The organism is Siphonobacter sp. BAB-5405 (assembly GCF_002872335.1).
Classification (GTDB): domain Bacteria; phylum Bacteroidota; class Bacteroidia; order Cytophagales; family Spirosomataceae; genus Siphonobacter.
Map to the genome: position 1 here is coordinate 53,627 of NZ_NJAG01000026.1, position 22,953 is coordinate 76,579.

At 48.3% G+C, this 22,953-nt stretch carries 18 protein-coding genes and 1 tRNA gene; 8 read left to right on the plus strand and 11 right to left on the minus strand.

What is annotated here, in order from left to right; all coding sequences use genetic code 11:
- The first annotated feature begins 33 nt into the window (after positions 1-33).
- From BWI97_RS18040 to BWI97_RS18060, 5 genes are all read left to right on the plus strand, one after another.
- Positions 34-693: a phosphatidylserine decarboxylase family protein gene (locus tag BWI97_RS18040; protein ID WP_102202225.1), complete on the plus strand. Its 660-nt coding sequence runs from the start codon at positions 34-36 to the stop codon at positions 691-693.
- A 196-nt stretch (positions 694-889) separates the two neighbouring features.
- The gene (locus BWI97_RS18045; protein WP_102202226.1) at positions 890-1,273 is read left to right on the plus strand and encodes a hypothetical protein; all 384 of its coding nucleotides are present in this window, start codon (positions 890-892) and stop codon (positions 1,271-1,273) included.
- A 126-nt stretch (positions 1,274-1,399) separates the two neighbouring features.
- Entirely contained in the window at positions 1,400-2,725 is a 1,326-nt protein-coding gene (locus BWI97_RS18050) for an LVIVD repeat-containing protein (RefSeq protein WP_102202227.1), read from the plus strand.
- An 8-nt stretch (positions 2,726-2,733) separates the two neighbouring features.
- The gene (locus BWI97_RS18055; protein ID WP_102202228.1) at positions 2,734-3,483 is read left to right on the plus strand and encodes a porin family protein; all 750 of its coding nucleotides are present in this window, start codon (positions 2,734-2,736) and stop codon (positions 3,481-3,483) included.
- Positions 3,480-4,031 carry a hypothetical protein gene (locus BWI97_RS18060; RefSeq protein WP_094813056.1) on the plus strand — a complete coding sequence of 184 codons (552 nt, stop codon included), beginning with the start codon at positions 3,480-3,482 and terminating at the stop codon, positions 4,029-4,031. Before BWI97_RS18055 ends, BWI97_RS18060 begins: the two co-directional genes overlap by 4 nt.
- 94 nt (positions 4,032-4,125) lie before the next feature.
- On the opposite strand, the gene BWI97_RS18065 is transcribed toward BWI97_RS18060, so the two are convergent.
- Entirely contained in the window at positions 4,126-5,583 is a 1,458-nt protein-coding gene (locus tag BWI97_RS18065) for a M20/M25/M40 family metallo-hydrolase (protein ID WP_094813054.1), read from the minus strand.
- Between the two features lie 232 nt (positions 5,584-5,815).
- Here BWI97_RS18065 and BWI97_RS18070 point away from each other — a divergent pair.
- Positions 5,816-5,902, plus strand: a tRNA-Leu gene (locus tag BWI97_RS18070).
- Between the two features lie 122 nt (positions 5,903-6,024).
- Here BWI97_RS18070 and BWI97_RS18075 read toward each other — a convergent pair.
- The 3 genes from BWI97_RS18075 to BWI97_RS18085 form a co-directional block, all read right to left on the minus strand.
- Complete coding sequence (locus tag BWI97_RS18075) at positions 6,025-7,536, minus strand: malate:quinone oxidoreductase (protein ID WP_102202229.1); 1,512 nt, start codon at positions 7,534-7,536, stop codon at positions 6,025-6,027.
- 682 nt (positions 7,537-8,218) lie between these two features.
- Positions 8,219-9,622, minus strand: coding sequence for a dihydrolipoyl dehydrogenase (gene lpdA / locus BWI97_RS18080; RefSeq protein ID WP_102202230.1), 1,404 nt, complete (start codon positions 9,620-9,622; stop codon positions 8,219-8,221).
- Positions 9,623-9,875: 253 nt separating this feature from the next.
- The gene (locus BWI97_RS18085; RefSeq protein ID WP_102202231.1) at positions 9,876-10,910 is read right to left on the minus strand and encodes a type IX secretion system membrane protein PorP/SprF; all 1,035 of its coding nucleotides are present in this window, start codon (positions 10,908-10,910) and stop codon (positions 9,876-9,878) included.
- Positions 10,911-11,277: 367 nt separating this feature from the next.
- On the opposite strand from BWI97_RS18085, the gene BWI97_RS18095 reads away from it, so the two are divergent.
- Positions 11,278-14,193 carry a PKD domain-containing protein gene (locus BWI97_RS18095; protein WP_102202233.1) on the plus strand — a complete coding sequence of 972 codons (2,916 nt, stop codon included), beginning with the start codon at positions 11,278-11,280 and terminating at the stop codon, positions 14,191-14,193.
- Positions 14,194-14,274: 81 nt separating this feature from the next.
- The gene (locus BWI97_RS18100) at positions 14,275-15,075 is read left to right on the plus strand and encodes a family 16 glycosylhydrolase (RefSeq protein WP_102202234.1); all 801 of its coding nucleotides are present in this window, start codon (positions 14,275-14,277) and stop codon (positions 15,073-15,075) included.
- Positions 15,076-15,290: 215 nt separating this feature from the next.
- Here BWI97_RS18100 and BWI97_RS18105 read toward each other — a convergent pair whose 3' ends face one another.
- From BWI97_RS18105 to BWI97_RS18135, 7 genes are all read right to left on the minus strand, one after another.
- Positions 15,291-16,046 (minus strand): SDR family NAD(P)-dependent oxidoreductase, encoded by a 756-nt coding sequence (locus BWI97_RS18105; RefSeq protein ID WP_102202235.1) that lies wholly within the window; start codon positions 16,044-16,046, stop codon positions 15,291-15,293.
- A gap of 42 nt (positions 16,047-16,088) precedes the next feature.
- Positions 16,089-17,294, minus strand: coding sequence for a mannonate dehydratase (uxuA, locus tag BWI97_RS18110; protein ID WP_102202236.1), 1,206 nt, complete (start codon positions 17,292-17,294; stop codon positions 16,089-16,091).
- A gap of 279 nt (positions 17,295-17,573) precedes the next feature.
- Entirely contained in the window at positions 17,574-18,179 is a 606-nt protein-coding gene (locus BWI97_RS18115; RefSeq protein ID WP_233207900.1) for a pentapeptide repeat-containing protein, read from the minus strand.
- A 68-nt stretch (positions 18,180-18,247) separates the two neighbouring features.
- Complete coding sequence (locus BWI97_RS18120) at positions 18,248-19,240, minus strand: ribonucleoside-diphosphate reductase small subunit (RefSeq protein WP_094813034.1); 993 nt, start codon at positions 19,238-19,240, stop codon at positions 18,248-18,250.
- 316 nt (positions 19,241-19,556) lie between these two features.
- A complete protein-coding gene (nagA, locus tag BWI97_RS18125; protein WP_102202237.1) occupies positions 19,557-20,681 on the minus strand; it encodes an N-acetylglucosamine-6-phosphate deacetylase in 1,125 nt (374 codons plus the stop codon).
- Between the two features lie 60 nt (positions 20,682-20,741).
- Positions 20,742-20,927: a hypothetical protein gene (locus BWI97_RS18130; protein ID WP_094813030.1), complete on the minus strand. Its 186-nt coding sequence runs from the start codon at positions 20,925-20,927 to the stop codon at positions 20,742-20,744.
- A 271-nt stretch (positions 20,928-21,198) separates the two neighbouring features.
- Positions 21,199-22,950, minus strand: a complete 1,752-nt coding sequence (locus BWI97_RS18135; protein WP_102202238.1) for a discoidin domain-containing protein — start codon at positions 22,948-22,950, stop codon at positions 21,199-21,201.
- Between the last annotated feature and the right edge of the window lie 3 nt (positions 22,951-22,953).

The window sequence follows — 22,953 nt, forward strand, 5'->3', positions numbered from 1 at the left end:
CGGACAGTCGATTGTTTCTCAAGATTTAGCCCTATGACCATCCACCGAGAAGGTATTGCTACGTTGTCCCTGGCTCTGGCCATCTTGCTGGCCATTAATGCTACGATTGCCTACTTATTTCCGACCCAGACTTTGACCCGTCAGGTCGTGATCGTGGTGAGTATTATTGTCTACTTAATCATTCTACAGTTTTTCAGAAGTCCCCGCCGTAAAACGGTTCAGGATTCCAAGCATATCATTGCCCCGGCGGACGGAAAAGTAGTAGTGATTGAAGAAACGGTTGAAACGGAGTACTTCAACGGTCCCCGCCGGCAGGTGAGTATCTTTATGTCGCCGATTAATGTGCACGTGAATCGTAGCCCGCTTTCCGGCATGGTTTCTTTTTTCAAGTATCATCCCGGAAAATACCTGGTAGCTTGGCATCCCAAGTCCTCGACGGAAAACGAACGTACGACCATCGTGGTACGGCATGAATCTGGCGTGGAAGTCATGTTTCGTCAGATTGCCGGAGCTTTGGCCCGCCGCATTTGCTGGTACGTAAAAGAAGGCGACGCGGTCACGCAGGGCGAAGAATTTGGCTTCATCAAGTTCGGTAGCCGGGTGGATATTTTTCTCCCCTTAGACGCTAAGATTCTGGTTAAACTAGGCGATAAACCCGTGTCTGGTCAAACGGTAATTGCCGAGCTAGCCTAGTTTCGCTTTTCATATATTCCTCTAAAGAGCAGCTTTAGGCTGCTCTTTTTTTGTGCTTATGCCTGAAAAGTCGGGGTCTTAACGTTTTTTAAGTAAACTTTTTTGAAAAAACTTTTTTGCCTTTCCAACTTTCTGGTCTTCAAGAGGGTCTTTACCATACCTTTCCTGTAAAAGCCAATTTTTAAAATGAATAGTTATGAAACGCATACTCGCTCTGGGAGGGCTTTTGCTGATTTTAGTATCCTGTGAAAAAGAGAAAATTTACCGGGATGACAGCGAGCGACTTCGTGGAATGGAGCAGGAGATTCTTGCCTTTATTCAGGACAAAGCCTGTCAGAGCGAGCGAGTGTGCGGTAGTATTGCCTTTGGTAGCAAACCCTGCGGTGGCCCCTGGAAATATCTGGTGTATTCATTGAAAACCGCCGACGTGGCCCGACTGGAAGAGAAAGTACAGAGTTACAATGAGTTAGAAAAGGAAGTAAATATCCGGGAAGGAAAAATCTCGGATTGCGTACAGGTAACTCCGGTAACGGTAGACTGCATTGATGGGCAATGCCTGCCTTATACAGTAAAGGACTGAGTGACAGGTAGGTAAGGTAAACCGGAAATCATCCAATAAAGAAGTAGTAATCGGCTGTTCCTGCTGGAGCAACCCGGATCTTCGCGTCTTTAACCCTTCATTCACCTTATATCCTACGACTACTCGATGAAAAAGCCTCTACTCGTATTCTTTCTGGCGGCATTTGGTCTTAGCTCCTGCGAAGACCAGTGTCAGCAAACCCGTGTATACCGCCAGCTTTCCCCCTTTCAGGTTTCCTTGAGTGAATTACGCCAGAATGGGGTAGCCATTAAGGAAGCTACGGGTTTAGAAAATCCTGGTAAAATCTACGCCAAGGATAACTTTCTCTTCATCAATGAAGTAAAAAAGGGTATTCACATCATTGACAATACGGACCCGGCCAACCCCGTCAATGTATCCTTTATTAGTATTTTGGGTAATGCCGATATGGCGGTGAAAGGCAACACGTTGTATGCCGACAGTTATACGGATTTCTTGGTTTTTGATATTTCCAACCCCCGGCAACCGCTTCAATTGCAACGGATTACGAATGCTTTTCAGAGCGGTATGGTAGAAGGGATTAGCTGGTCTACAAACGCAGTGAATTGGGGAAATAGCCAGCAGGAGGCTACGACGATTATCGATTACACCCCTAACCTCATCACTCAGGTGACGGAAACGGACTGCGAAGGCAATACAACGAATCCAGGGGGTTGGGGCGGCTGGATGAATTTCGCTTCGTCTTCCATGTATTCCGATAGTAAAAGTTCCGGAGGAGGTCAGGGAAGCGGTACGGGTGGCTCGATGGCTCGTTTTGCCATTGTGAATAATATTCTGTACGCCGTTACGAACCAGAATATGCAGCTTTTCGACATTACGCAACCTAAAAATCCGCAAAAAGGCAATGTCGTTACGCTAGGCTGGGGCATTGAAACCATTTATCCGTATAAAGACCGCCTGTACGTAGGTTCTACGACGGGTATGCACATTCTTTCCAATGCCGATCCGAATAATCCCGTTCGCGTATCTACGCTAAGCCACGTGCGAGCCTGCGATCCGGTCGTAGTACACGATACGTATGCTTTTGTGACTCTACGGGCTCAACAGGGCAGTGCGACGTGTGGACCGGCCCAGAATAACCAACTGGATGTGATCGACGTCTCGAACATGTATAGCCCGAAACTACTGAAAAGCTTTCCCATGCAGGAGCCTTACGGGCTGGGCGTGGATCACCCAACCCTGTTCGTTTGCGAAGGCAAGTACGGCCTGAAAAGCTATGATGTGAGCGATCCTTTACAACTGGATAAAAAATTGCTCAACCACTTCAAGGGCATGGATGCGTACGATGTGATTCCGCTCAATAGCAAAGTGCTGATGCTGATTGGAAAGGATGGTTTCTATCAATACGATTACAGTAATCGGAACAATCCCAAACTGATAAGCAAAATTCCCGTACGACGTAAAGACCTCTAATTAGCCTTATGAAACATTTAGTGTGGCTAGTACTGCTAACTACTGGGTTTGCTCAGGGGCAGACGAATCAGTTGTACCTACGCGGCGGATTGAGCCGATCGCACTTTACGGGAGAAAGTGCTTCTTCAAAAACGCAACTCTGGACGAGTAATGAAATAAATTACCCCGGTATTTGGCCTGCTCAAATGACCCGTGCAAGCAACTTTTTAGGGAATAGGTTTAAATCCGGATTTACGGGCGGCCTGGGCTGGCGGCATCGGTTGAGTACGCACTGGGCCTTTCGTACGGAGCTGAATTACGAACAAGCCGGAGGAAGAATTGATCAATTGCGGAATACGCCAACGAAACAGATCGCCTACGGCCCACCGATCCGTTTCATGCGGGATCTCATCAGCCTACCCCTACTGGCCGAATACAATCAGCCCCTGAGTTCCCGCTGGCGGCTGTATGGATTCGCAGGACTACAAATAGCGTATCAATTAAAGGCTTTGGAAAAAGGAAGAATTGACGAACCCTGGAGGTCCAGTCTGCCTACATTTTACGAATACATGTATAACCGGAATGAAACCTACCGACAGACGGATTTTGGCGGCCTTCTGGGCCTGGGTACGCAGGGCGAATGGTTTGGTCAGCAGGTGGGCTTGGAAATTCGGTACCAGACTGGTTTGTTAAACGTGGTTAGTCCCAACATGACCGGAAAGCAACGGGGTCGTATGGAATCCTTTCAGGCCTCTGTCCTTTACTACCTACCCTTATGAAGCAAATTCTATTCTTTATCCTGCTGAGTAGCTCCGTGTATGCTCAGGTGAACCAACGCCGAGGGTATACGAACCATACGGAGATGGGTATATTACTGGGCCGGGTAGCGTTCAACAACCAGCCGGCCATAAGCAAGGCCAGTTTTTCAGCACTGACTTTTAACGGATACCGATTTATTCCCGCTTTGGCCGTAGGACTTACCGTGGGCGTTGACGCGTATCGAACGCAAATGATTGTGCCGCTATCGCTCGGCTTACGGGGCGATTTCCTGAAAAATCAAAAAGTAACGCCTTTTTATGCACTCGACGTGGGAAAAGGCATGACCGGGCTGATCAAAAACAATACGCTTTCGTACAAGCGAGGCGGTCTTCACCTGAATCCGGCTCTGGGCTTACGCTTTGCTACCGGAGGCGGTTCGAGTTTGAGCTGGAGTGTAGGGTACAAACGTCAGTTGTTATCCAGCGGTATTGAAAACGGCTACGGCGAAGGAGTATATTACGACTATGCTTATAATCGCTTTTCGATGCGAATGGGGATGAGCTTTTGAATAAAAAAGAGCCGGCATAAACCGGCTCCTGTTGACTTTTTATTTGGTGTTAAGGCGAACAAGCCCGGAGTCTTTGCTCCGGGTTTTGTATTGCTTACCAACGCCATTCTTTGCCGAGCATAAGTTCGTCCTTCAAACCCTGTTTTTCCAGAAACGCTTTCGTTTGTTCGGAAGTGAGTTTACGAGTCGGAAGTTCGGGAGCATTCGCCAGGGCGTACAACATCATGGCCGTGTAGCGAACCGTATTCCGCAAGCCTTCTTTATCCACTTTATCAAACGTATCCAGATTGGTATGGTACGTACGACCTACCGTTGGCGGTAAGTGGCCCAGCGGTGTTAGCGTGGGAATACCTTCCAGCATAAAGGGCTGATGATCGGAATGCAAACCGGCCCGGTTCATGATTTCATTTTTGTAATTGGGCTCTACAGCCTGAATCTGACTGCCAACCTGGTTGCAAAAAGCTTCCATGGCATCCCAGCCAGAAATATTCATCCCGGAAGGCTGATTGGTCATATCCAGATTAATCATGTACTGAATACGGTCCAGCGTGTTGGCCTGTTTGGCAGCTTTCACGTACGCTTTTGAACCCAGTAATCCCTGTTCTTCACCCATAAATAAGACGAATTCAATCGTTCGACGAGGCTTCAGGTTGAGTTTTTTCAGCGTACGGGCAATGTCCATAATCGCAAACGATCCCAGGCCGTTGTCAATAGCTCCCGTAGCCAGATCCCAGCTGTCGAGGTGGGCTCCGATCACAATTTTATCTTTACTTCTTCCCTTGAGCGTCGCGACAATATTTCGGGCCTGTACTTTCCGGCTGTTGTTTCGCATATCAACCAGAGCCATAAGCTTTTCTTCCGCCATCCATTCCCGAATTCGTTGTCCGCTTTCCAGTGAAATACAAACAGCAGGAATGGTAATCAGCGAACCGGTTACGGAAGCAGTACCCGTTAGCAGTACATTTCCCGGAACCGTGTTTACCATTACAATGCCCGCGGCCCCATACCGGCTGGCCAGAGCCGTTTTTTCCGAGCGGTGCAGATTTTTCGTTCCTGGAGCAGCTCCCAGTAATCCAAGGTTAGCCAGTACCACCCGACCCGAGATGCGGGCTTTCTGAGCTTCAAAATCGGCTTCCAGACCATTGCCAACGTCAACCAGATCCGCACTTACATTCGCCTCCAGGGGTGAATGAGCCAGAGCTACGACGGGAATGTCCTGAAAATTGTCGCTTTTGCGGGGGGCAATGGCCAGGGTTACGGTATCACGACTCCAGGCTTCGAGATCAAAAGGCTGGTACGATACGTCACGAAAGCCGTAACTTCTGAGCAGATCGTACGCATAAGTTTCCGCTTTTTGCCCGTTGGAACTACCCGTAAGACGATGTCCAATCAGGCGAGTCGCCTCACCTAGTTTTTCGTACGCTTGAGAACGGGTTTCTACTTCCGTGTTAATTCGACTAAATACACTACCAAGCTCATCAGGAATAAGGGTTGATGTCAGACAAACCAGCACCACTGCGACCCAAGCGTAGCGGTAGAAAGGGGATTTCATTGTGGGTATACCGTTCAATCGTTAAAGAATAAGATTAAGCTTGTGACAAAAACCGTGCTTGCGGATAGGAAAGTTCGCTCGTTTGCTTCCATGGATGAACAAAAATAAACATTACAACTAGCTTATACAGAGGATTGAACGGGATTCTCAAAAATAAATTTTCAAAAAAAGTAAGCAAAACCTTGACGAGGGGACCTCTTTGTGCTACTTTTGCAATCCCAAAGCCAAAGATACCGAAGTGGTGGAATTGGTAGACACGCACGTTTCAGGGGCGTGTGTCTTTACGGACATGCGGGTTCGAGTCCCGCCTTCGGTACCACTTTACGAGAAGCCCGCTCCAAGCGGGCTTTTTGTTTGTTAGGCCCCTCTCCTGGGTGCAATAAAAAAGCTGTCAGCGAGAAGCTGACAGCCTGGTATATGTACTGCATTAGAAGCGTCTTTCTATACTTCTACCCCATTTAATCCCAAAGCACGAGCCGTGCGATCGCGGGATTTTTCCAATAGAGCTGCATCTTTAGCTAGTGATTTTCCGTAAGAAGGAATCATTTCCTGTAGCTTCTTCTGCCAAGCTTCGGAGTTTGATTTTTCCGCAAAACAACGCTTGAGCAAGTCGAGCATAATGGCTACGGAAGTAGAAGCCCCCGGAGAAGCTCCCAAAAGGGCCGCAATGGAGCCATCAGCGGCACTAACGACCTCCGTGCCGAATTCCAGAATTCCGCCTTTCTTGGGGTCTTTTTTGATCACCTGTACCCGTTGACCAGCCACTTCGAGTTTCCAGTCTTCCAGACGGGCCGAGGGCATATAATCTTTGAGAGCGTTCAGACGATCTTCCGGTGACTGACGTACCTGATCAATCAGATATTTGGTCAGCGGAATATTTTGAATACCTGCCGCCATCATAGGACCAATGTTATTCAGCTTGATTGATTTGGGTAAATCGAGGTACGACCCGTTTTTCAAAAACTTCGTCGAGAAACCGGCGTAAGGTCCGAAAAGCAATGCTTTCTTCCCATCAATTACCCGCGTATCCAGGTGAGGCACCGACATCGGAGGCGAACCTACGGCTGCTTTGCCGTATACTTTAGCCTGGTGACGTTCGATGATAGCCGGATCCGTACAAACCAGCCACTGACCGCTTACGGGGAATCCACCGAAGCCTTTTCCCTCCTTGATTCCTGATTTTTCGAGTAGATGCAGCGAACCGCCACCCGCTCCGATGAATACGAAAGGCGTTAGTAAGTCACGCTTTTTACCGCCTTTACGGTTTTTTACTTCAATTTTCCAGCGACCGTCGCGTTGGCGATCAATATCCCGAACTTCATGATTGAGTGAAAGCGATACGCCGGGCAAACCCTTCAAATAGTTAAAGATACGGCGGGTAAGTTCACCGAAATTGACATCGGTACCAATGTCCATTCGGGTAGCGGCGATTTTTTCATTCGGGTCACGCCCTTCCGTAATAAGCGGGGCCCACTCGCCAATCTCCGCAGGATCTTCGGAGTAGAGCATGCCCTTGAAGAGGTGATTCTTCGTCAGGGCCTGATACCGCTTCTTCAGGTAATCCACATTGTCATTCCCCCAGACAAAGCTCATGTGCGGTGTATTGACAATGAAGTCCTGCGGTGATGTAACAATATTTTTTTCCACCAAATACGCCCAGAATTCGCGAGATAATTCAAACGACTCGGCAATTTTAATGGCTTTGTTAATTTCAACGGAGCCGTCGGGTTTTTGCGGCGTATAGTTCAATTCGCAGAAGGCCGAGTGACCCGTACCCGCGTTGTTCCAGGCATCGGAACTCTCCGCAGTCACTACATCCAGGCGTTCAAAGATTTCAATCGTCAGGTCGGGTTGCAATTCTTTGAGCATCATCCCCAGGGTGGCACTCATAATCCCGGCACCAATCAATACGACGTCAGGGTCATTATTTACAGATTTTTTACTGGTATTCATAGGGAAATACGGTTACTTTCAATGGAATGAATCGGAGCCTTTCCGTTATGCTAACAAGTTTGTAATCAATCAAGTAAAGAAGTTCGTGCCAGGTTTTATCCCTGCTAACGATTCCTCAGGCAGAAAGCATTTGAAATGAGCTTTCAAAAATATCGGTTATCCACAAAATTTTACTCCTTTTACCGCAGGATGTTGGTATTTTGTTATAGTTTCTCCTGAAAAAAGGCTTGTAGACCTTCTTGAATACGGTTTAAATTAGACGTATACACGCGTCAAAAGAAAAACCAAGTATTCAACTTTCCTTGATAAGGAAGAGTTTTCGAAAACGCTAATAAATACATACCAGCTTCCTGTTGGTAGCCGTGGATTCTTACTCCCAAGCACCTGATTATCACAAATTGTAGACGTTGAAAGTTCCGGGAAACCCTGGAAAAAAAGAGGAGTTTTGAGTTGTTAGTTCAGAGCTTACCGATTGTACCATGGGTGTAACCCATGGCTAATCCTATTGAACCCCTCTGGGGTTAGCATGCTCAGTTGTATCGTATTACCCAAACCCGAAGGGGTTCAATAGGATTAGCCCCGTATGCAATGCGGGGATCAAGGGTGAATTTAAACCTGAAACAAAAAAACTCCCTTCCAAATCGCTTTGAAAGGGAGTTCAGTATGGAATGCAAAACCAATCTTATAAGTCGATGGCTTCGCCGTAGGCTGCTTCGGTAGCACCTTTCACCGCTTCTGACATCGTCGGGTGCGGGTGAACCGTACGCAGGATTTCGTGAGCCGTTGTTTCAAGTTTACGAGCCGCTACTACTTCAGCGATCATTTCCGTAACGTTGGTACCGATCATGTGAGCACCCAGCCACTCGCCGTATTTGGCATCGTAAATAACTTTTACGAAACCATCGCGGGCACCCGCTGCGGTTGCCTTACCAGAAGCTGCGAAGGGGAATTTACCCACTTTCACGTCGTAACCCAGTTCACGGGCTTTCTTCTCGGTTAAACCAACGGAAGCAATCTCGGGTGAGCAGTAGGTACAGCCCGGAATGTTACCGTAGTCCAACGCTTCGGTATGGTGACCGGCAATGTGCTCGGCACAGATGATGCCTTCAGCAGTAGCTACGTGAGCCAAAGCCTGACCGGGTACACAGTCGCCAATCGCGAAGAAACCCGGAACATTGGTTTCATACCACTGATTAACCGTGATTTTACCTTTATCCGTAGCGATACCTACGTCTTCCAGACCAATGTTTTCAATATTAGCTACGACACCAGCTGCAGAAAGTACCACGTCTACGTCGAAGGATTTCTCTCCATCCGGCGTTTTTACTTTCACTTTGCAACCTTCACCACTCGTATCCACTGATTCAACGGCCGAGTTGGTATAGATGTCGATACCAAGTTTTTTGTATTGCTTGGCGAGTTCTTTCGATACGTCTTCGTCCTCCACGGGAACAACGCTCGGCAGAAACTCTACGATGGTTACTTTCGTACCCATGCTGGCGTATACGTAAGCAAACTCCACACCGATAGCCCCTGAACCAATAACCAGCATTGATTTAGGTTGATTTTCGAGGGACATGGCCTTGCGGTATTCAATTACCTTTTCGCCGTCAATTTTGATGTTAGGCAATTCACGAGCCCGGCCACCCGTAGCGATTACCACGCCTTTCGTAGCCGTATAGTCCGTTTTTGCTCCGTCAGCGGCCGTTACTTCAACCGTTTTGTTGGCTTTTACTTTGCCGTAACCCATGATGACGTCGATTTTATTCTTCTTCATCAGGAAAGCTACGCCTTTGCTCATGGAAGTAGCAACACCCCGTGAACGGCTAATAACAGCACTGAAATCAGCGTTGTAAGATCCGTCCTGAATCGTAATGCCGTAATCTTTGGCGTGTTTAATATATTCAAAAACCTGAGCAGACTTTAAAAGAGCTTTTGTCGGAATACAACCCCAGTTGAGGCAGATCCCTCCGAGGCTTTCTTTCTCTACAATTGCGACTTTCATGCCCAGTTGGGAAGCACGTATGGCAGTAGGATAACCGCCAGGGCCACTTCCTACTACGATCAAATCATACTGTTGAGCCATTGTTGCGAAATCTTTTTAAAAGGTTTGGGCCGAAGCCACACAAAAATAGAAGAAAACCCGCTGGAAAGAGACTTCCTATTGGAAGTTTCCCAGGAGAGGAAAATCAGAGATATGGTATAAAGGCGTTTTTTCAGCGACAAACCCCTAGAAAATACCTTTCCTTTTAACAGCAAAAGTAGGTAAAAAGGTTTCCTTCACTCACCCGTACAAGGTAGGGCGATCCGTGCTGAAAACCATCGACTTAGGTAAATCGTTAGAACTTGGGACAGGCCAGTTCCCGCTTGCGTTTACGCGGATAGGGCTTGGGATCGAAGAAGGCGTCGAGCGTATACGAAATGGACAACTCGTGGGCTCCACCCGAAGCCATACTGAGAGTAGAAATGGTGGCGTCGTAACTGTAGCCAATGGAAAAATTGTCTTGTCGGTAACCTACCAGAAAGACCAGGGCATCGTGATTGTTCAGGCCGAGATCATACTGCTTGATGGGAATACCCCGGTACCAGACACCCAGCGTCAGCGGATCGTAGGTCATATACAACCCTAAATCCAGCTGATCGAATTTACCCTGTTTTTTGTACAAAATGGCGGGGGAAAGGCTGCGTTCACGTCCCATGTCGGCTCCGAGTCCATTACCCAGCTCCCAGCCCATCAGCGGAATTTTAAAGCCACCCTGCAAACTGATTTTCATGGGTAACCGCTCGGGTGAAGCCGAGAAGGACTGATTCGGACGGTTAAGATGGTGAACCGATATACCCGCCCAGAACTGATCGGAATAGGTTAGTAAACCACCCGAAAAATCCAGGTAGTTGATCCGGGGACCCGTATCGGCTACGGGATCATTGTAGATGGGCGTAACACCGCCGGTACCATTCAGATCGTAGTTAAAAACCAGGTTGTAATAATTGACGCTCCGGTTCACGTACGAAGCCTGAATACCCGCCCGTAACCGTACAAATTCACTCAGGCGAGCCTGGTACGCGTATTGTAAGCCTACATCCAGGGTACGCAGGTTACTAAACTGAGCGTCGTTCATGACCATCAGACCTACGCCGGAATTGATCTTGTCCAGATATGTATCCACACTGGCAATGGTCGTTACGTAGTTGGCGTTGAGGGCAGGCCACTGATTACGGTAATTGAGGGTAGCACGCGGAGCCAGGGCCGAGCCCGCAAATGCCGGATTCAGATACAGCGGAGCCGCGTAGAACTGCGACAGCTGCGGATCCTGGGCCTGCGTTTGCAGTATACTCAACAGCACAACGGCGACTATAAGGAGATGTTTTATCATGGCGTACAACCAAAAACCAGACTCACTCAGATTAAGGGGTCATTCAGGTTCGGTAGAAAGTTGGAGCGTGCGGGAAATCGGTTTCCTAAAAAATCCGATCTAGCGAAAAAATTTCAAAAGTTCAGCAAGTTGCATAAACCTTCACAAAATTTGTAGCAGAAGTTTCCGTTAATTTCCAGGGAATTGATCCACGAAAAAGTAGCCGTTCGAACCAACCTCTCACCGAGCGTGTCTTCTTCATCGAAGGTTAAGAAACCAACGTCGAAAATTTCAACGTACTCATCTCGTGATTCGTCTCTTGCTACCGCCACCGCAAAGACCTTTCCCGATCTACGTCGTTTAAAACGTAAATAAAGCCACATCGGGTATGATTCGAAAGATATATTTTACGGTGCTTCTATGGATTACCTGCTTTCTGGTCGCCCAGGCTCAGACGGTCAAGCCGTCGATTCGGGTAACCGGTCGCAAGTGCGAGCCCGAACAGGGCTGCGGTGGGGACTCCACTCGCTTTGAAGTAACGGGCGTGACGGCTACCAGCTGGCAGTGGACCTTTGAGGATCCCAATACTTCTGATCCGCAGGCGAAGAGTTCAACGAAAGCCAAACCCGCCCACCTGTATTTACAGCAGGGTTCGTACCGGGTTTCGGTACGGGGAAAACTAGCTTCCGGAGCCGACTACGCAACGGATACAACCATTAAAATCTCTACCCTTCCCCCCGCTTTTGAGTTTTTTCAGGGCAAAGAAGATACAACGATCTGTAAGGGCAGCGAGTTAGTACTCGATCCTTACGACTCGCGTTTTTTTCAGGGTACGCCTCCGGCCGAAGGTTCCGTCAAGTATTTATGGTATCCTACCGGTGATACTACTCGTACGATAACGGTGACGGAAAAGGGCTGTTATTCAGTGGAAGTAATGAACGGCGATAGTTGCACCGTAACGGATCGCATCAACGTCAAGATTTGTGGGGAATCCGACCAGCAGGCTTCCAAATGGTACTTTGGTTCGAACGCCGGGATTAGCTTTGAAGGAGGGCAGCCGACGGTCATTACGGACGGAAAGATTAATACGCCCGAAGGAAGTTCATCGATTTCCGACCGGAAAGGCAACCTGCTCTTTTATACCGACGGACGAAAAATTTACGACAAAGACGGTAACGTCATGACGTCCCGTGATGCCAGCGATACCACGAGTTTGAGCGGTAGTCCGAATTCGACGCAGGCGGCCTTAATCGTTCCGCAGCCGAGTTGTCGGGGTTGTGAGACTATTTACTACGTTTTTACTACCCGAGACGTAAACGATTCAACCCGATGTCTGGAATACACGCGAGTCGATATGCGGGGCAACGGCGGAAAAGGGGTGATTCTGGACAAGAATATACAGACGGGAGAATGTAACGTAAGTGAACGTCTAACCTCGATCGAAAATCCGAAGGATTCTACGTATTGGGTACTTTCCCACGGGGTGGGCAATAATAAATTCATTCTAAAACGTCTGACCAAAAGTGGTCTGGAAGATGCGGATTCGCCGGAAATTGGTATTCCGCATGAATCAAAGTATCAGGGCGAAGGCCAAATCAAATTTGCCAGCTCGGGTGGTAAAATGGGTGTAGTGATTCCGGGGGGTGAAAAGCACCGCAACTACGCTGAAATCTATACTTTCAATGATTCTACGGGTGCTATCACGCCACCGCCAATTACGCTGGATTTAGGCCCTGCCCCACCCTCCGCATACGGGATTGAGTTTTCACCCGATGGGAAGCAGGTCTACGTTTCCCTGCGGGGCAATGACAGTACCGAATCCATTCTGTATCAGTATGACATTAGTAATACGGATTCAACCATCATCGCTTCAACCCGTATTGAAGTAGCTCGTTCCGAAAAAGAATTTGGTGCCTTACAATATGCTCCCGATGGTAAAATCTACATGGCCGTCAAAGGCAGTCAGTACCTGGGCGTGATTACGCCGCCTTCGGCCGATTCGACCGACGTAGAGTTTGAGTTGGACGGCTTTAACCTCGGGGGAAAATTAAGTCAGCTGGGTTTACCCAACTTCGTACAAAGTATCATTGAACCACCTTCGGGGCCGGGTATCAACGTGGCGGATGTCTGCTTTGGTGAGCCTATTGAATTTGGTACCAGTCCCATTTGCGACCCGCTCGAAGATAAATACGAATGGGATTTTGGTGATGGAAAAGGAAAATCGACCCAGCAATCGGGTCAATATACCTACGCCGCCGCGGGTACGTATACGATTACGCTACGGCAATACAACGCCTGTAAAGACACGACGATGAGCCAGCAGGTAACGGTAAATCCAACGCCCATTGCTAATCTGGGACAGGATTTGAATGTGTGTGCTAAAAGTGTCGTACTGGATTCCAAAAACAATTTCCCCAACAGTCAGTACATCTGGCAACGCAATGGCCGGATTCTAACCGTAGATAGCACTGCTTCCAGCATTCGGGTGGATTCTTCAGGACAGTATGTAGTGATCGTGCTCGTGGGCGATTGTTTTAGCTCCGATACTATTCAGGTAACCCTGGAAACGCCGCCCAACTACAGCCTGGGGCCGGATCAGAAGCTCTGTACCGGAAGTACGCTTCAACTGGATGCTCTGCCGGGCGGTACGTCGTACCTGTGGAATACCGGAGCCAATACACAGCAGATTACGGTTGATCAGGCGGGCAATTACTCGGTGGTCGTTACGATTCCGCGAACGAATGCGATTAGCTGTGAAGTATCGGATACCGTGCGGGTGAACCTGTTGCCCCTGCCGAATGTGAATGTGATTCCCAAAACGTCGTTATGTCAGCCCAATAACCAGACCATTACGCTTGCCGCTGGTACAAATGACCGGTTTTTGTATCGATGGTTACCTAATCGGGAAACGACTCGTACGATTTCCGTAAATCGAATAGGCACCTACACCGTAGAAGTGACTACACCAGAAGGATGTGCAGAGGTTCACAACATTGAAGTCATCGACCTGTGCGACCCGCAGATTCTGGTACCGGATGCCTTCTCTCCCAATGGCGATGGGCAGAATGATCGCCTGCAAGTCATTACCAATCATATTTCGGATCAGGATTATGAATTTCGGGTGTACGACCGCTGGGGCGAGATGATATTCCGTACGACGGACCGCAAGGAAACCTGGGACGGAACCTACAAAGGCCGCACCTATCCGCCGCAGAGTTATGCATGGGTAGTGCAATATCGCAGTACCTACTACCCCGAGCGAGGCATCAGTACCCAGCGGGGAGCGGTGCTATTGGCTAAATAAGTTAGAAAGTCTTTTAGAAACGGTCAGCTTTTTCGCTGGCCGTTTTTATTTTTGAGTGGATCATTTACTCCTGCTAAACCGATGAAGCGTATTCTTTCTTTTCTGCTACTGGTTATCATCAGTACCTCTTTTATGCCGTCCCGAAAACTGGTATGGGCTGATGAATTTAATACCGACGGAGCCCCGAACCCTAAAAACTGGACGTTTGAACAGGGCTTTGTTCGGAATGAAGAGTTGCAGTGGTATCAACCCGATAATGCTTATTGCAAAAAAGGATTACTGATTATTGAAGCCCGGAAAGAAAATAAGCCCAATCCGAACTACGAAGCAGGTAGTACCGAATGGCGAAAAAGTCGCAAGACGATTGACTATACCGCCGCCTGTCTGATTACCAAAGGTCTGCATCAATGGCAGTACGGGCGTTTTGAAATGCGGGGAAAAATTAATGTAGAGCCGGGAATGTGGCCTGCGTTCTGGACGCTGGGCGTCAAGGGCGAATGGCCTTCCAACGGTGAAATCGATATTATGGAATATTACCGCAATACGTTACTGGCCAATGTCGCCTGGGCCACGCCAACGCGGTACAAAGCCAACTGGAATTCAACGAAAGTGCCGATCAGTGATTTCAAGAAAAACTGGGCCAATCAGTTTCACATCTGGCGAATGGACTGGGATGAGAAAACGATCAAACTGTACGTAGACGATCGCTTGCTACTGACGTCCGACTCGCAGAAAACCGTTAACCCCGACGGCTCCCACCCCTTTGATCAGCCGCATTACCTGCTGCTGAACCTGGCTATTGGTGGACAAAATGGCGGAGATCCTTCCCAGACGACCTTCCCCGCCCGCTTTGAAGTGGATTACGTGCGAGTGTATCAGTAGCATTTCGTAACGGATCCGGACGCAAAGGATCACGTCCGGATTAGAAAAGTAAACCCATGCATTACTGGTGCAGATTTCCAAACCTGCACCAGTGTTCTCTGCTTCAATTGTATATCCTAACTCCGAAGGAGTTCAACCTACTTAGCCCCGTATGCAATACGGAGAATCGAACCTGTATCTACCATCCCACAGGCATCACAACACCCGCAACCTACTTAGAACCCAATCGAATTTCCCCCATCTACCGGGAGCGATACACCCGTGATGTACGCAGCCGCTTCGGAAGCCAGAAAAACGGCGGCGTAACCAATATCACTGGGCTTACCGAAACGATTCATAGGGGTACGACGTAAAGCCCGGTTCATCCGATCCGGATCGCCACTCATGGCCGTTTTCATCATGGCCGTTTCAATGAAACCGGGAGCAATGGCGTTGATCCGTACGTTATGCGGCGAAAACTCCGAAGCCAGAATTTTAATCAGTCCCGATACGGCCGTCTTGGAAGCTCCATAGGCCGCCACACGATCAATGCCGTAATACGCGGCCATCGACGTGATCATGATGATGCTACCGCTTTCGCGGGCAATCATTCGGCGGGCACATTCGCGGGTAAGCGAAAAAACGGCATTCAGGTTGGTTTGAATGATTCGCTGAAATTCCTCATCCGTAACCTCCAACGCCGGTTTTTTCATGTTGATACCCGCGTTATTGACCAGAATATCAATCGGACCCACCTGGGCCTCAATGTCCTCTACTAATTGAGGAAGGTTGCTCAGGTCGGTTACGTCATTCACAAAGTAATACGCTCCTTCGCCCAGCTCCTGTACGGTCTGGCGGAGTACTTCTTCCCGCCGTCCGGTGATGACTACCGTGGCCCCGGCTTCTTTCAGACAACGCGTAATTTCCAGTCCGATGCCACTGCCGCCGCCCGTAATGAGGGCAATTTTATTGCTTAATGAGAAAACCTGCATACTTCAGAACGAATAGAAATTAGAGGATAAAATAAAAGTCATTTACGCGAGCAGCGACTGGAGAATGGCGTACTCAACGCCGCGTAATTCAGCCAGTCCACGTAATCGGCCAATGGCCGAATAGCCCGGATACGTTCGTTTATTGAGATCATCCAGCATCTGATGGCCGTGATCCGGTCGCATGGGCAGAGCGGTTTCTCCCTGTCCCGTTTTCTGACGCCGCTTTTGTTCCAGCGTTAAGGCCCGAATGACCGCTACCATGTCGACATCACCCGACAAATGATCGGCTTCGTGAAAATTCAAAGGATTATCTTCGCGTTTCGTGGCCCGTAAATGCACGAAATGAATCCGTGAACCCAGCCGCTGAACGATTCCCGCCAGATCATTATCGGGGCGTACGCCCAGCGAACCCGTACAGAAAGTAATGCCATTGGCTACGGAATCGTAGGCCTGGCAAAGTTGTACTAAATCATCTTCGGTACTCACGACTCGAGGTAAGCCCAACAAGGGTTTTGGCGGATCGTCAGGGTGAATACAGAGCCTGATGCCTACTTCTTCGGCAACCGGAGCTACTTTCCGAATGAATTCGTAGAGATTCGCCCGTAGCTCGGGGTCACCAATGTTTTTATATGCATCAAGTTTGCTTTGGAAAGTTGCCAGTTCGAAGGCTTCTTCAGAACCAGGTAAACCGAGCAAAACCGTATTGGTCAATCGGGTGCGTTCTTCGACCGACAAACGCTGGAATCGTTCGTAAGCACGTTGCCGGACGTCAGGTTCATAGTAGTTTTCGGCACCCGGTCGTTGAAGAATATACAGATCGAACAAGGCAAAATCTTCCCACACGAAGCGTAAAGCTCGCGAGCCGTCGGGCATCTGGTAATCAACATCCGTTCGAGACCAGTCAAGTACGGGCATGAAGTTGTAACAAACGGTCGAAATCCCACAAGTAGCCAGGTTTCGCAACGAAGTCTTGTAGTTTTCAAGATACGCATGACGGGAAGGTAAGCCTTTCTTGATGTCTTCGTGTACGGGCAAACTTTCGACAACGGCCCAATGCAGCGGGGTATATCGGTCATTATCCGCTTCAATGCGTTGTTTCCGCTCCAGAATCGCCTCCACCGGCCAGACTTCACCTACCGGAATCTGATGCAGAGCGGTGACAATGCCCGTGCAACCCGCCTGCCGGATGTCCATGAGCGAAACGGGATCCTGCGGCCCGAACCACCGCATGGTTTGTATGAAAGCCATAACTTAGTTTCTGTTTATAGCAAAGACCGGTTTTTTCAGTCCTCACCTTACTCATATGATAGAACGAGCCAAGGAAGGTCAACTACAGAACAACCCGAACCGTATACAGCATTAGTCCCCCAGCCCGTAAATTTCTGATAAACAAAAAGGAAATAAGCCAAATTTAAACGGCAAAAGCAGGTATTGCAAAAGAAATAAACTAGCTATATAACAAGTGTTATATATACTAAAAGTATTGATGTTCGGATCGCTAGTAATTTGAGATTTAGCGTAAGAATTTTACTCAATCTTTAAGTCATATTTACGCAGCAATCCGGCTAAACTTTCGGATGAAAATCTAGCTTTTTTAACCACGTTCTGTTCGGGATCAATCGTGAAGTTATACGCCGTTACAAAATTGACCTGATCGAGTTTAGTTTGTGAAAAAATAGCATTCTCCAGATCGCAATCCTGAAAATGACTACCGGTTAGTACACTCCCCGAAAAATCAACACCTTTTAAAGAACATCTGCTGAATAACGTCTTGATTATCTTTTTGTTACTGAACAAAGCGAAGTCTAGTTTACACGCTTGAAAGCTTACATTAAACATACTACTTTCGCAGGCACTAAAGTTTATACCAATCAGCTTACAATCCCGAAACGTAACCCCATTTAATACCGAACGATTCAGCGGTACTAAGGCCATATTACAACCTGTAAAGGTACAATCCGTAAAGCGATTACCCGAAAAATTACTTTCCGAGAAATCACATTGCTGAAAAACACAATTTTCAAATTCTTTATTGCGTATCTCCTGCCCCGAAAAGCTGCGTTTTTCAAAAATTTCGTCCTGATAAAAATCTAAGTCCATTTCAAAAAAAAATTTCTTGAAGCGAAGCTTCAAAGGTCAGACATAAAAAACCCGCAACGCTGGGCTGCGGGTCTTTATATACAATCAAACAGGATATACGCTTAGAAATCTTCGTCCAGAGCGAATTTGTTCGCATCTTTTTCCTGCTGGTTTGCCATGACGCCAGCCTTCTGGTACTCACCTACGCGTTTTTCGAAGAAGTTGGTTTTGCCCTGCAGTGAAATCATTTCCATGAAATCAAAGGGATTCGTTGCGTTAAACTGCTTCTCAAGTCCTAAGGCTAACAGCAAACGATCCGCTACGAACTCAATGTATTGATTCATCAAGACTGCGTTCATACCGATCAGCGATACGGGCAGAGCGTCGGTTACGAACTCTTTTTCAATCGCTACGGCGTCCAGAATGATGTCGTAAACGCGTTCTTTCGGCAGCTTGTTAATAATGTGATTCGTGTAAAGCATACAGGCGAAATCACAATGCAATCCCTCATCCCGGGAAATCAGCTCGTTGGAGAAGGAAAGACCCGGCATCAAACCCCGTTTCTTCAACCAGAAAATGGAACAGAACGAACCCGAGAAGAAAATCCCTTCTACGGCCGCAAAGGCAATCAGACGTTCCGTAAAATTGTCACTGTTGATCCACTTGAGTGCCCATTCCGCTTTTTTCTGCACGCATTCAATCGTATCGATCGCCCGCAGCATCTTATCTTTTTCAGTGGGGTTCTTGATGTAGGTATCAATCAGTAACGAATAAGTTTCTGAGTGGATGTTTTCCATCATGACCTGAAAACCGTAGAAGCACTTGGCTTCTGCGTATTGCACTTCGCTAAGGAAGTTAACGGCCAGGTTTTCGTTGACAATCCCGTCGGAAGCCGCGAAGAAGGCCAGTACGTGTGAGATGAAGTGACGTTCACCGTCGTTCAGGTTTTCCCAGTCCTTCAGGTCCTGGCCCAGGTCAATTTCCTCGGCTGTCCAGAAAGAGGCTTCGTGCTTTTTGTACATCTCCCAGATGTCATGATGTTTGATGGGAAACAGTACAAATCGCATGGGATCTTCTACCAGTAGCGGTTCATTACCAATATGCTCCTGAGCCATAGCAGTTCAATTAAATGTTTAAGAAGTTTTTATCAGACGTGTTACACTATGGCGGCAAGTAAAACGCTGATAATCAAAGTTGGACTGTAGCCATTAAAAACGGCCTCATTCAGGCCGTCAGGGTTCAGCACCGGTGCTGAACTGTCAACAAAATTAGGGCTTTCAGCGGGGGATACAAGGAATTTTTTAAAGAAGAAAAATGCATTTTCGGGAACCTTTTCGCAAGGCCCAAAGGGTGTGGGAATTACTATTGCCGTTTCTTTCCATAAACGTAAAAATATCTTTTTCGTGCGTGTCCGTTCAGCCAGGGATAAGGCTATACGAAGGGCCGGTATGCTCCCTGGGTATATACGCCCTGCAAAACAAAATGGGGATCAAACAAAACAAAACTGGCCTCGTACCCGGCCGCGATACGCCCCAATTGATGGTCCTTGCCAATAATCTGGGCCGGATACAGAGAAGCCATCCGTAAGGCTTCCTCCAGCGGAATACCCACGTGTTCAACGGCGTTGGCAACGGCCTGCATCAGCGTAAGTGACGAACCGGAAAGGGTGCCGCTTTCATCCTCAAACCGCCGTGTAGTCGGGTTGAAACTAAACTTGTACTCGCCCCGCGTATCTTCCGTAACTGCGTCCGTAATGAAAAACAGCCGATCACCCATGATCTTGTGAGCAATGCGTACGCTGGCAAAATCGACGTGAATACCATCGACAATGATACTAGCCCGTACGGATGAATCGAAAGCCGCTCCGAGTAGACCGGGTTCGCGACTGTTGAAGGGCGACATCGCATTGAACAGGTGCGTTACAAGTCCTATCCCCTGTTGAAAAGCCTGCATTGCCTGTGGATACGTAGCACTGGAATGCCCTGCGGAAAGTATGATTGGACTTTGCAAGAGCCAGTCCAGTACTTCCGGGTCTGCTTCTTCGGGAGCCAGCGTCAGAAAGAGAGGTAGATCACCCGCCGCTTCGACGAGTTGTTCGAGTTCAGCAATGGTCGCTTTCCGGATGTAGGAAAGTAAATGGGCCCCGCGTTTGACTGGATTGAAGTAAGGACCTTCGAGATGAAGCCCTATCAAGCCCTGACCACCCTGTTGCCGATACGTACGACAGGCGGCAATGGCGGCCAGCATGCCCGTTAAAGGGCCGGTATGGTAAGTAATCTGGAAATGAGTGGTTCCGCCAGCCAGATGTTCTTCATAGTTCTTTTGAATGGCTTCGGGCGTAGGTTCGGTTGTGAATAAAGTGCCTTGCCCGCCGTACACCTGAAGTTCGACAAAACCCGGAGCGAGTACAGCCTGCTGACCGTCGATTACGGTAGCCGTTTCAGGAATGGAATCGCTTAAACCAAGAATGGTCTGGTCTTCGACCAGCAGATGTTGATGCTCAATAAAGGCAGAGCCCGTGAAGATACGGACGTTTGTAAAGGCAAAGAGGCTCATAACCACCGTGTAGTTGAGCCTCAAAGAACGTATGTAAAAGGGATTTTTTAATCCAGAAAATTAGAAAATAATGTAAATCAGGTAGGTCATCAGGGCCAGCCACAAGAAAGTAACCAGCGGTACACCAACGATCCAAACAACAACATTAAGCCAATTGTACGGGCGAGGCTTTTTTCTTGCTTTTTTCATTGGAATACTAACCGATTGATTGTTTTTAAGGTCGATGTAGGTAGGTGCCGTTACCATGGCAGAGCAAAGTTAAAACGTGAGAAAACCAGCTTCGTAGATCAATGTTACAGCGTTTTTCAGGTACCGAAAATTGCTTTCGATGAATCACCATTTTCCACGGAAAACGTAAGAAAACGCCTTCCAATGGAAAAGCTACGTGAAACGTCGAACCCCAAATGAAGATACCAATGTGATGAACGAGGCGAAGATCGTCCCGTTGAAGGCCCTGAATGCTACAACTGAGTGGCGGCCAGTAAATAGAAGGAAAGCCTCTGCAAGATATAAAATTCTACTTAATTAAAACTACTGAACTTAAGGAAGATACTCCAGTTTCATTAAAAGCCTCAATGGCAAAACTATACGATACGCCCACGTTTAAAGCTCGTAGTTCCAGGGCATTCGGTTGGTCATGCCAGATCTGGTACGTTTGGTATAATTTGTCTGGTGTAATGCCCCAGCGAATGTTGTATCCCACGGCTCCGGGTACTTTTTCCCAGCGGATATCGGCATTTCGCTCATCTTTTTGCCGTACAACCCGCAAGTTTCCCGGAGTAGCCGGTTGTTTTCCGCTTCCTTTTCCAAACACCCGCATATCGCTAATGGCCAGATTGGGGCCAGCCGTATAGCCGTGTTCGTACCGAATGTGCCGTGTGCGAATGGCCTGGGGCAATTCAACGTACGCACAAGCCCGATCCCGTTTCTTTTCTTTTGCTAAATCCGTGAGCAACTGCCAGTTCTTTCCGTCGAGTGAATGGAGCAATTTAAACTGCGTATAAACGGTCGAATCGCTGTTATAGACGTTATTTTTATAGTCAGTATAATTGATCTGTACCGCCTGTACTTCCGAGGGTTGCTGTAAGTCAATCGTTAGCCACTCACCGGCCCGGTTCTGGCGAGCCACCCAGTAGGTACGCGGGTTTTCATCCGTAACGTATTCGGCTCGTAGCGTATCCTTTACCGAAGAGGCTGTTACGGGTTTGCGGTACGAAAGCAGCATCCAGCCCGTAAATAGCTCGTCTTTACGCTGCCATTTCCTGGTAGGCAAATAGTGAGGGAAATCGCCGAAACGTGTATTGGCGTACATCTGGTCGTCGGCATCAAAGCCCGCCGGAAACATAGCCAGCCGGCGTTCCATGGGCCAGTTTACGCCAATCCAGGGTGTTCCGGTATTCCAGTAATTGCCGTAGTTATCCTGAAACGTATTTCCGTGACCCGCTCCGTTCATGAAACCGCCGGGCTTGTACGAAATCGGATTGTAGGGAGCGTACTCCCAGGGGCCTAGCGGATCGTTGCCCACGTAAGTACCGGTAGCATATACGTTGTACTCGGTGCCGGGTGCTCCGTACTGTAAATAATACTTTTTATTATACTTGGTCATCCAGGCTCCTTCCACAAAAGGCTTCATTAGATCGGCGTGATTCGGACCGAAACGTTCCCAGCCGTGCTTCCAGGGATCAAGCCAGAACATGGATTGGTAGGGACCTGCGTAAGTCAACCGCCGCTTGGGATCGAGTTCGGCTCCGAAAATGGGATACACATTCGACGAACCCCAGTACATGAACCACTTGTCGGTATCTTCATCGTGAAAAAGGGCCGGGTCCCAGGGACCAATGTCTTTGGGTAAACGCGGTAACCAGCGGTTATAGAATTGGAGTTTCCCTTTTTCGGGGGCTACGGAATACAGAATAGGCCGTTGTTCAAACGTAGACTGAAAGAGAAAAAGCGTATCCCGGACCGACAGGGCCGCCGGAGCACACATATCCTCAAAAGGCCACTTGTCGGGCGTTACAAAGTCCCAGTGTGACAAATCTTTGGAATGCCAGTATCCGCCCGAAATGGTTACGAACAGATAGTACTCACTTTTATGATTGACAATCACCGGGTCGGCTCCCGAGCGGTACGAAATCTGTTCGTTGAGCTGTTCGAAATTGTAGCGATAACCAATGTCCATCGGATTACAGTACGTACGCTGGGCATCACTTGAAAAGCTGCTGAACAGTAGGAACGTTGTAGCGAGCAAAATGGCTAGGAAGCGAAGCATAGG

Bases quoted from the DNA above. Each gene is read 5' to 3' on its own strand.
- BWI97_RS18040 (WP_102202225.1), top strand. From the start codon at position 34: ATGACCATCCACCGAGAAGGTATTGCTACGTTGTCCCTGGCTCTGGCC.
- BWI97_RS18045 (WP_102202226.1), top strand. From the start codon at position 890: ATGAAACGCATACTCGCTCTGGGAGGGCTTTTGCTGATTTTAGTATCC.
- BWI97_RS18050 (WP_102202227.1), top strand. From the start codon at position 1,400: ATGAAAAAGCCTCTACTCGTATTCTTTCTGGCGGCATTTGGTCTTAGC.
- BWI97_RS18055 (WP_102202228.1), top strand. From the start codon at position 2,734: ATGAAACATTTAGTGTGGCTAGTACTGCTAACTACTGGGTTTGCTCAG.
- BWI97_RS18060 (WP_094813056.1), top strand. From the start codon at position 3,480: ATGAAGCAAATTCTATTCTTTATCCTGCTGAGTAGCTCCGTGTATGCT.
- BWI97_RS18065 (WP_094813054.1), bottom strand. From the start codon at position 5,583: ATGAAATCCCCTTTCTACCGCTACGCTTGGGTCGCAGTGGTGCTGGTT.
- BWI97_RS18075 (WP_102202229.1), bottom strand. From the start codon at position 7,536: ATGAATACCAGTAAAAAATCTGTAAATAATGACCCTGACGTCGTATTG.
- lpdA (WP_102202230.1), bottom strand. From the start codon at position 9,622: ATGGCTCAACAGTATGATTTGATCGTAGTAGGAAGTGGCCCTGGCGGT.
- BWI97_RS18085 (WP_102202231.1), bottom strand. From the start codon at position 10,910: ATGATAAAACATCTCCTTATAGTCGCCGTTGTGCTGTTGAGTATACTG.
- BWI97_RS18095 (WP_102202233.1), top strand. From the start codon at position 11,278: ATGATTCGAAAGATATATTTTACGGTGCTTCTATGGATTACCTGCTTT.
- BWI97_RS18100 (WP_102202234.1), top strand. From the start codon at position 14,275: ATGAAGCGTATTCTTTCTTTTCTGCTACTGGTTATCATCAGTACCTCT.
- BWI97_RS18105 (WP_102202235.1), bottom strand. From the start codon at position 16,046: ATGCAGGTTTTCTCATTAAGCAATAAAATTGCCCTCATTACGGGCGGC.
- uxuA (WP_102202236.1), bottom strand. From the start codon at position 17,294: ATGGCTTTCATACAAACCATGCGGTGGTTCGGGCCGCAGGATCCCGTT.
- BWI97_RS18120 (WP_094813034.1), bottom strand. From the start codon at position 19,240: ATGGCTCAGGAGCATATTGGTAATGAACCGCTACTGGTAGAAGATCCC.
- nagA (WP_102202237.1), bottom strand. From the start codon at position 20,681: ATGAGCCTCTTTGCCTTTACAAACGTCCGTATCTTCACGGGCTCTGCC.
- BWI97_RS18130 (WP_094813030.1), bottom strand. From the start codon at position 20,927: ATGGTAACGGCACCTACCTACATCGACCTTAAAAACAATCAATCGGTT.
- BWI97_RS18135 (WP_102202238.1), bottom strand. From the start codon at position 22,950: ATGCTTCGCTTCCTAGCCATTTTGCTCGCTACAACGTTCCTACTGTTC.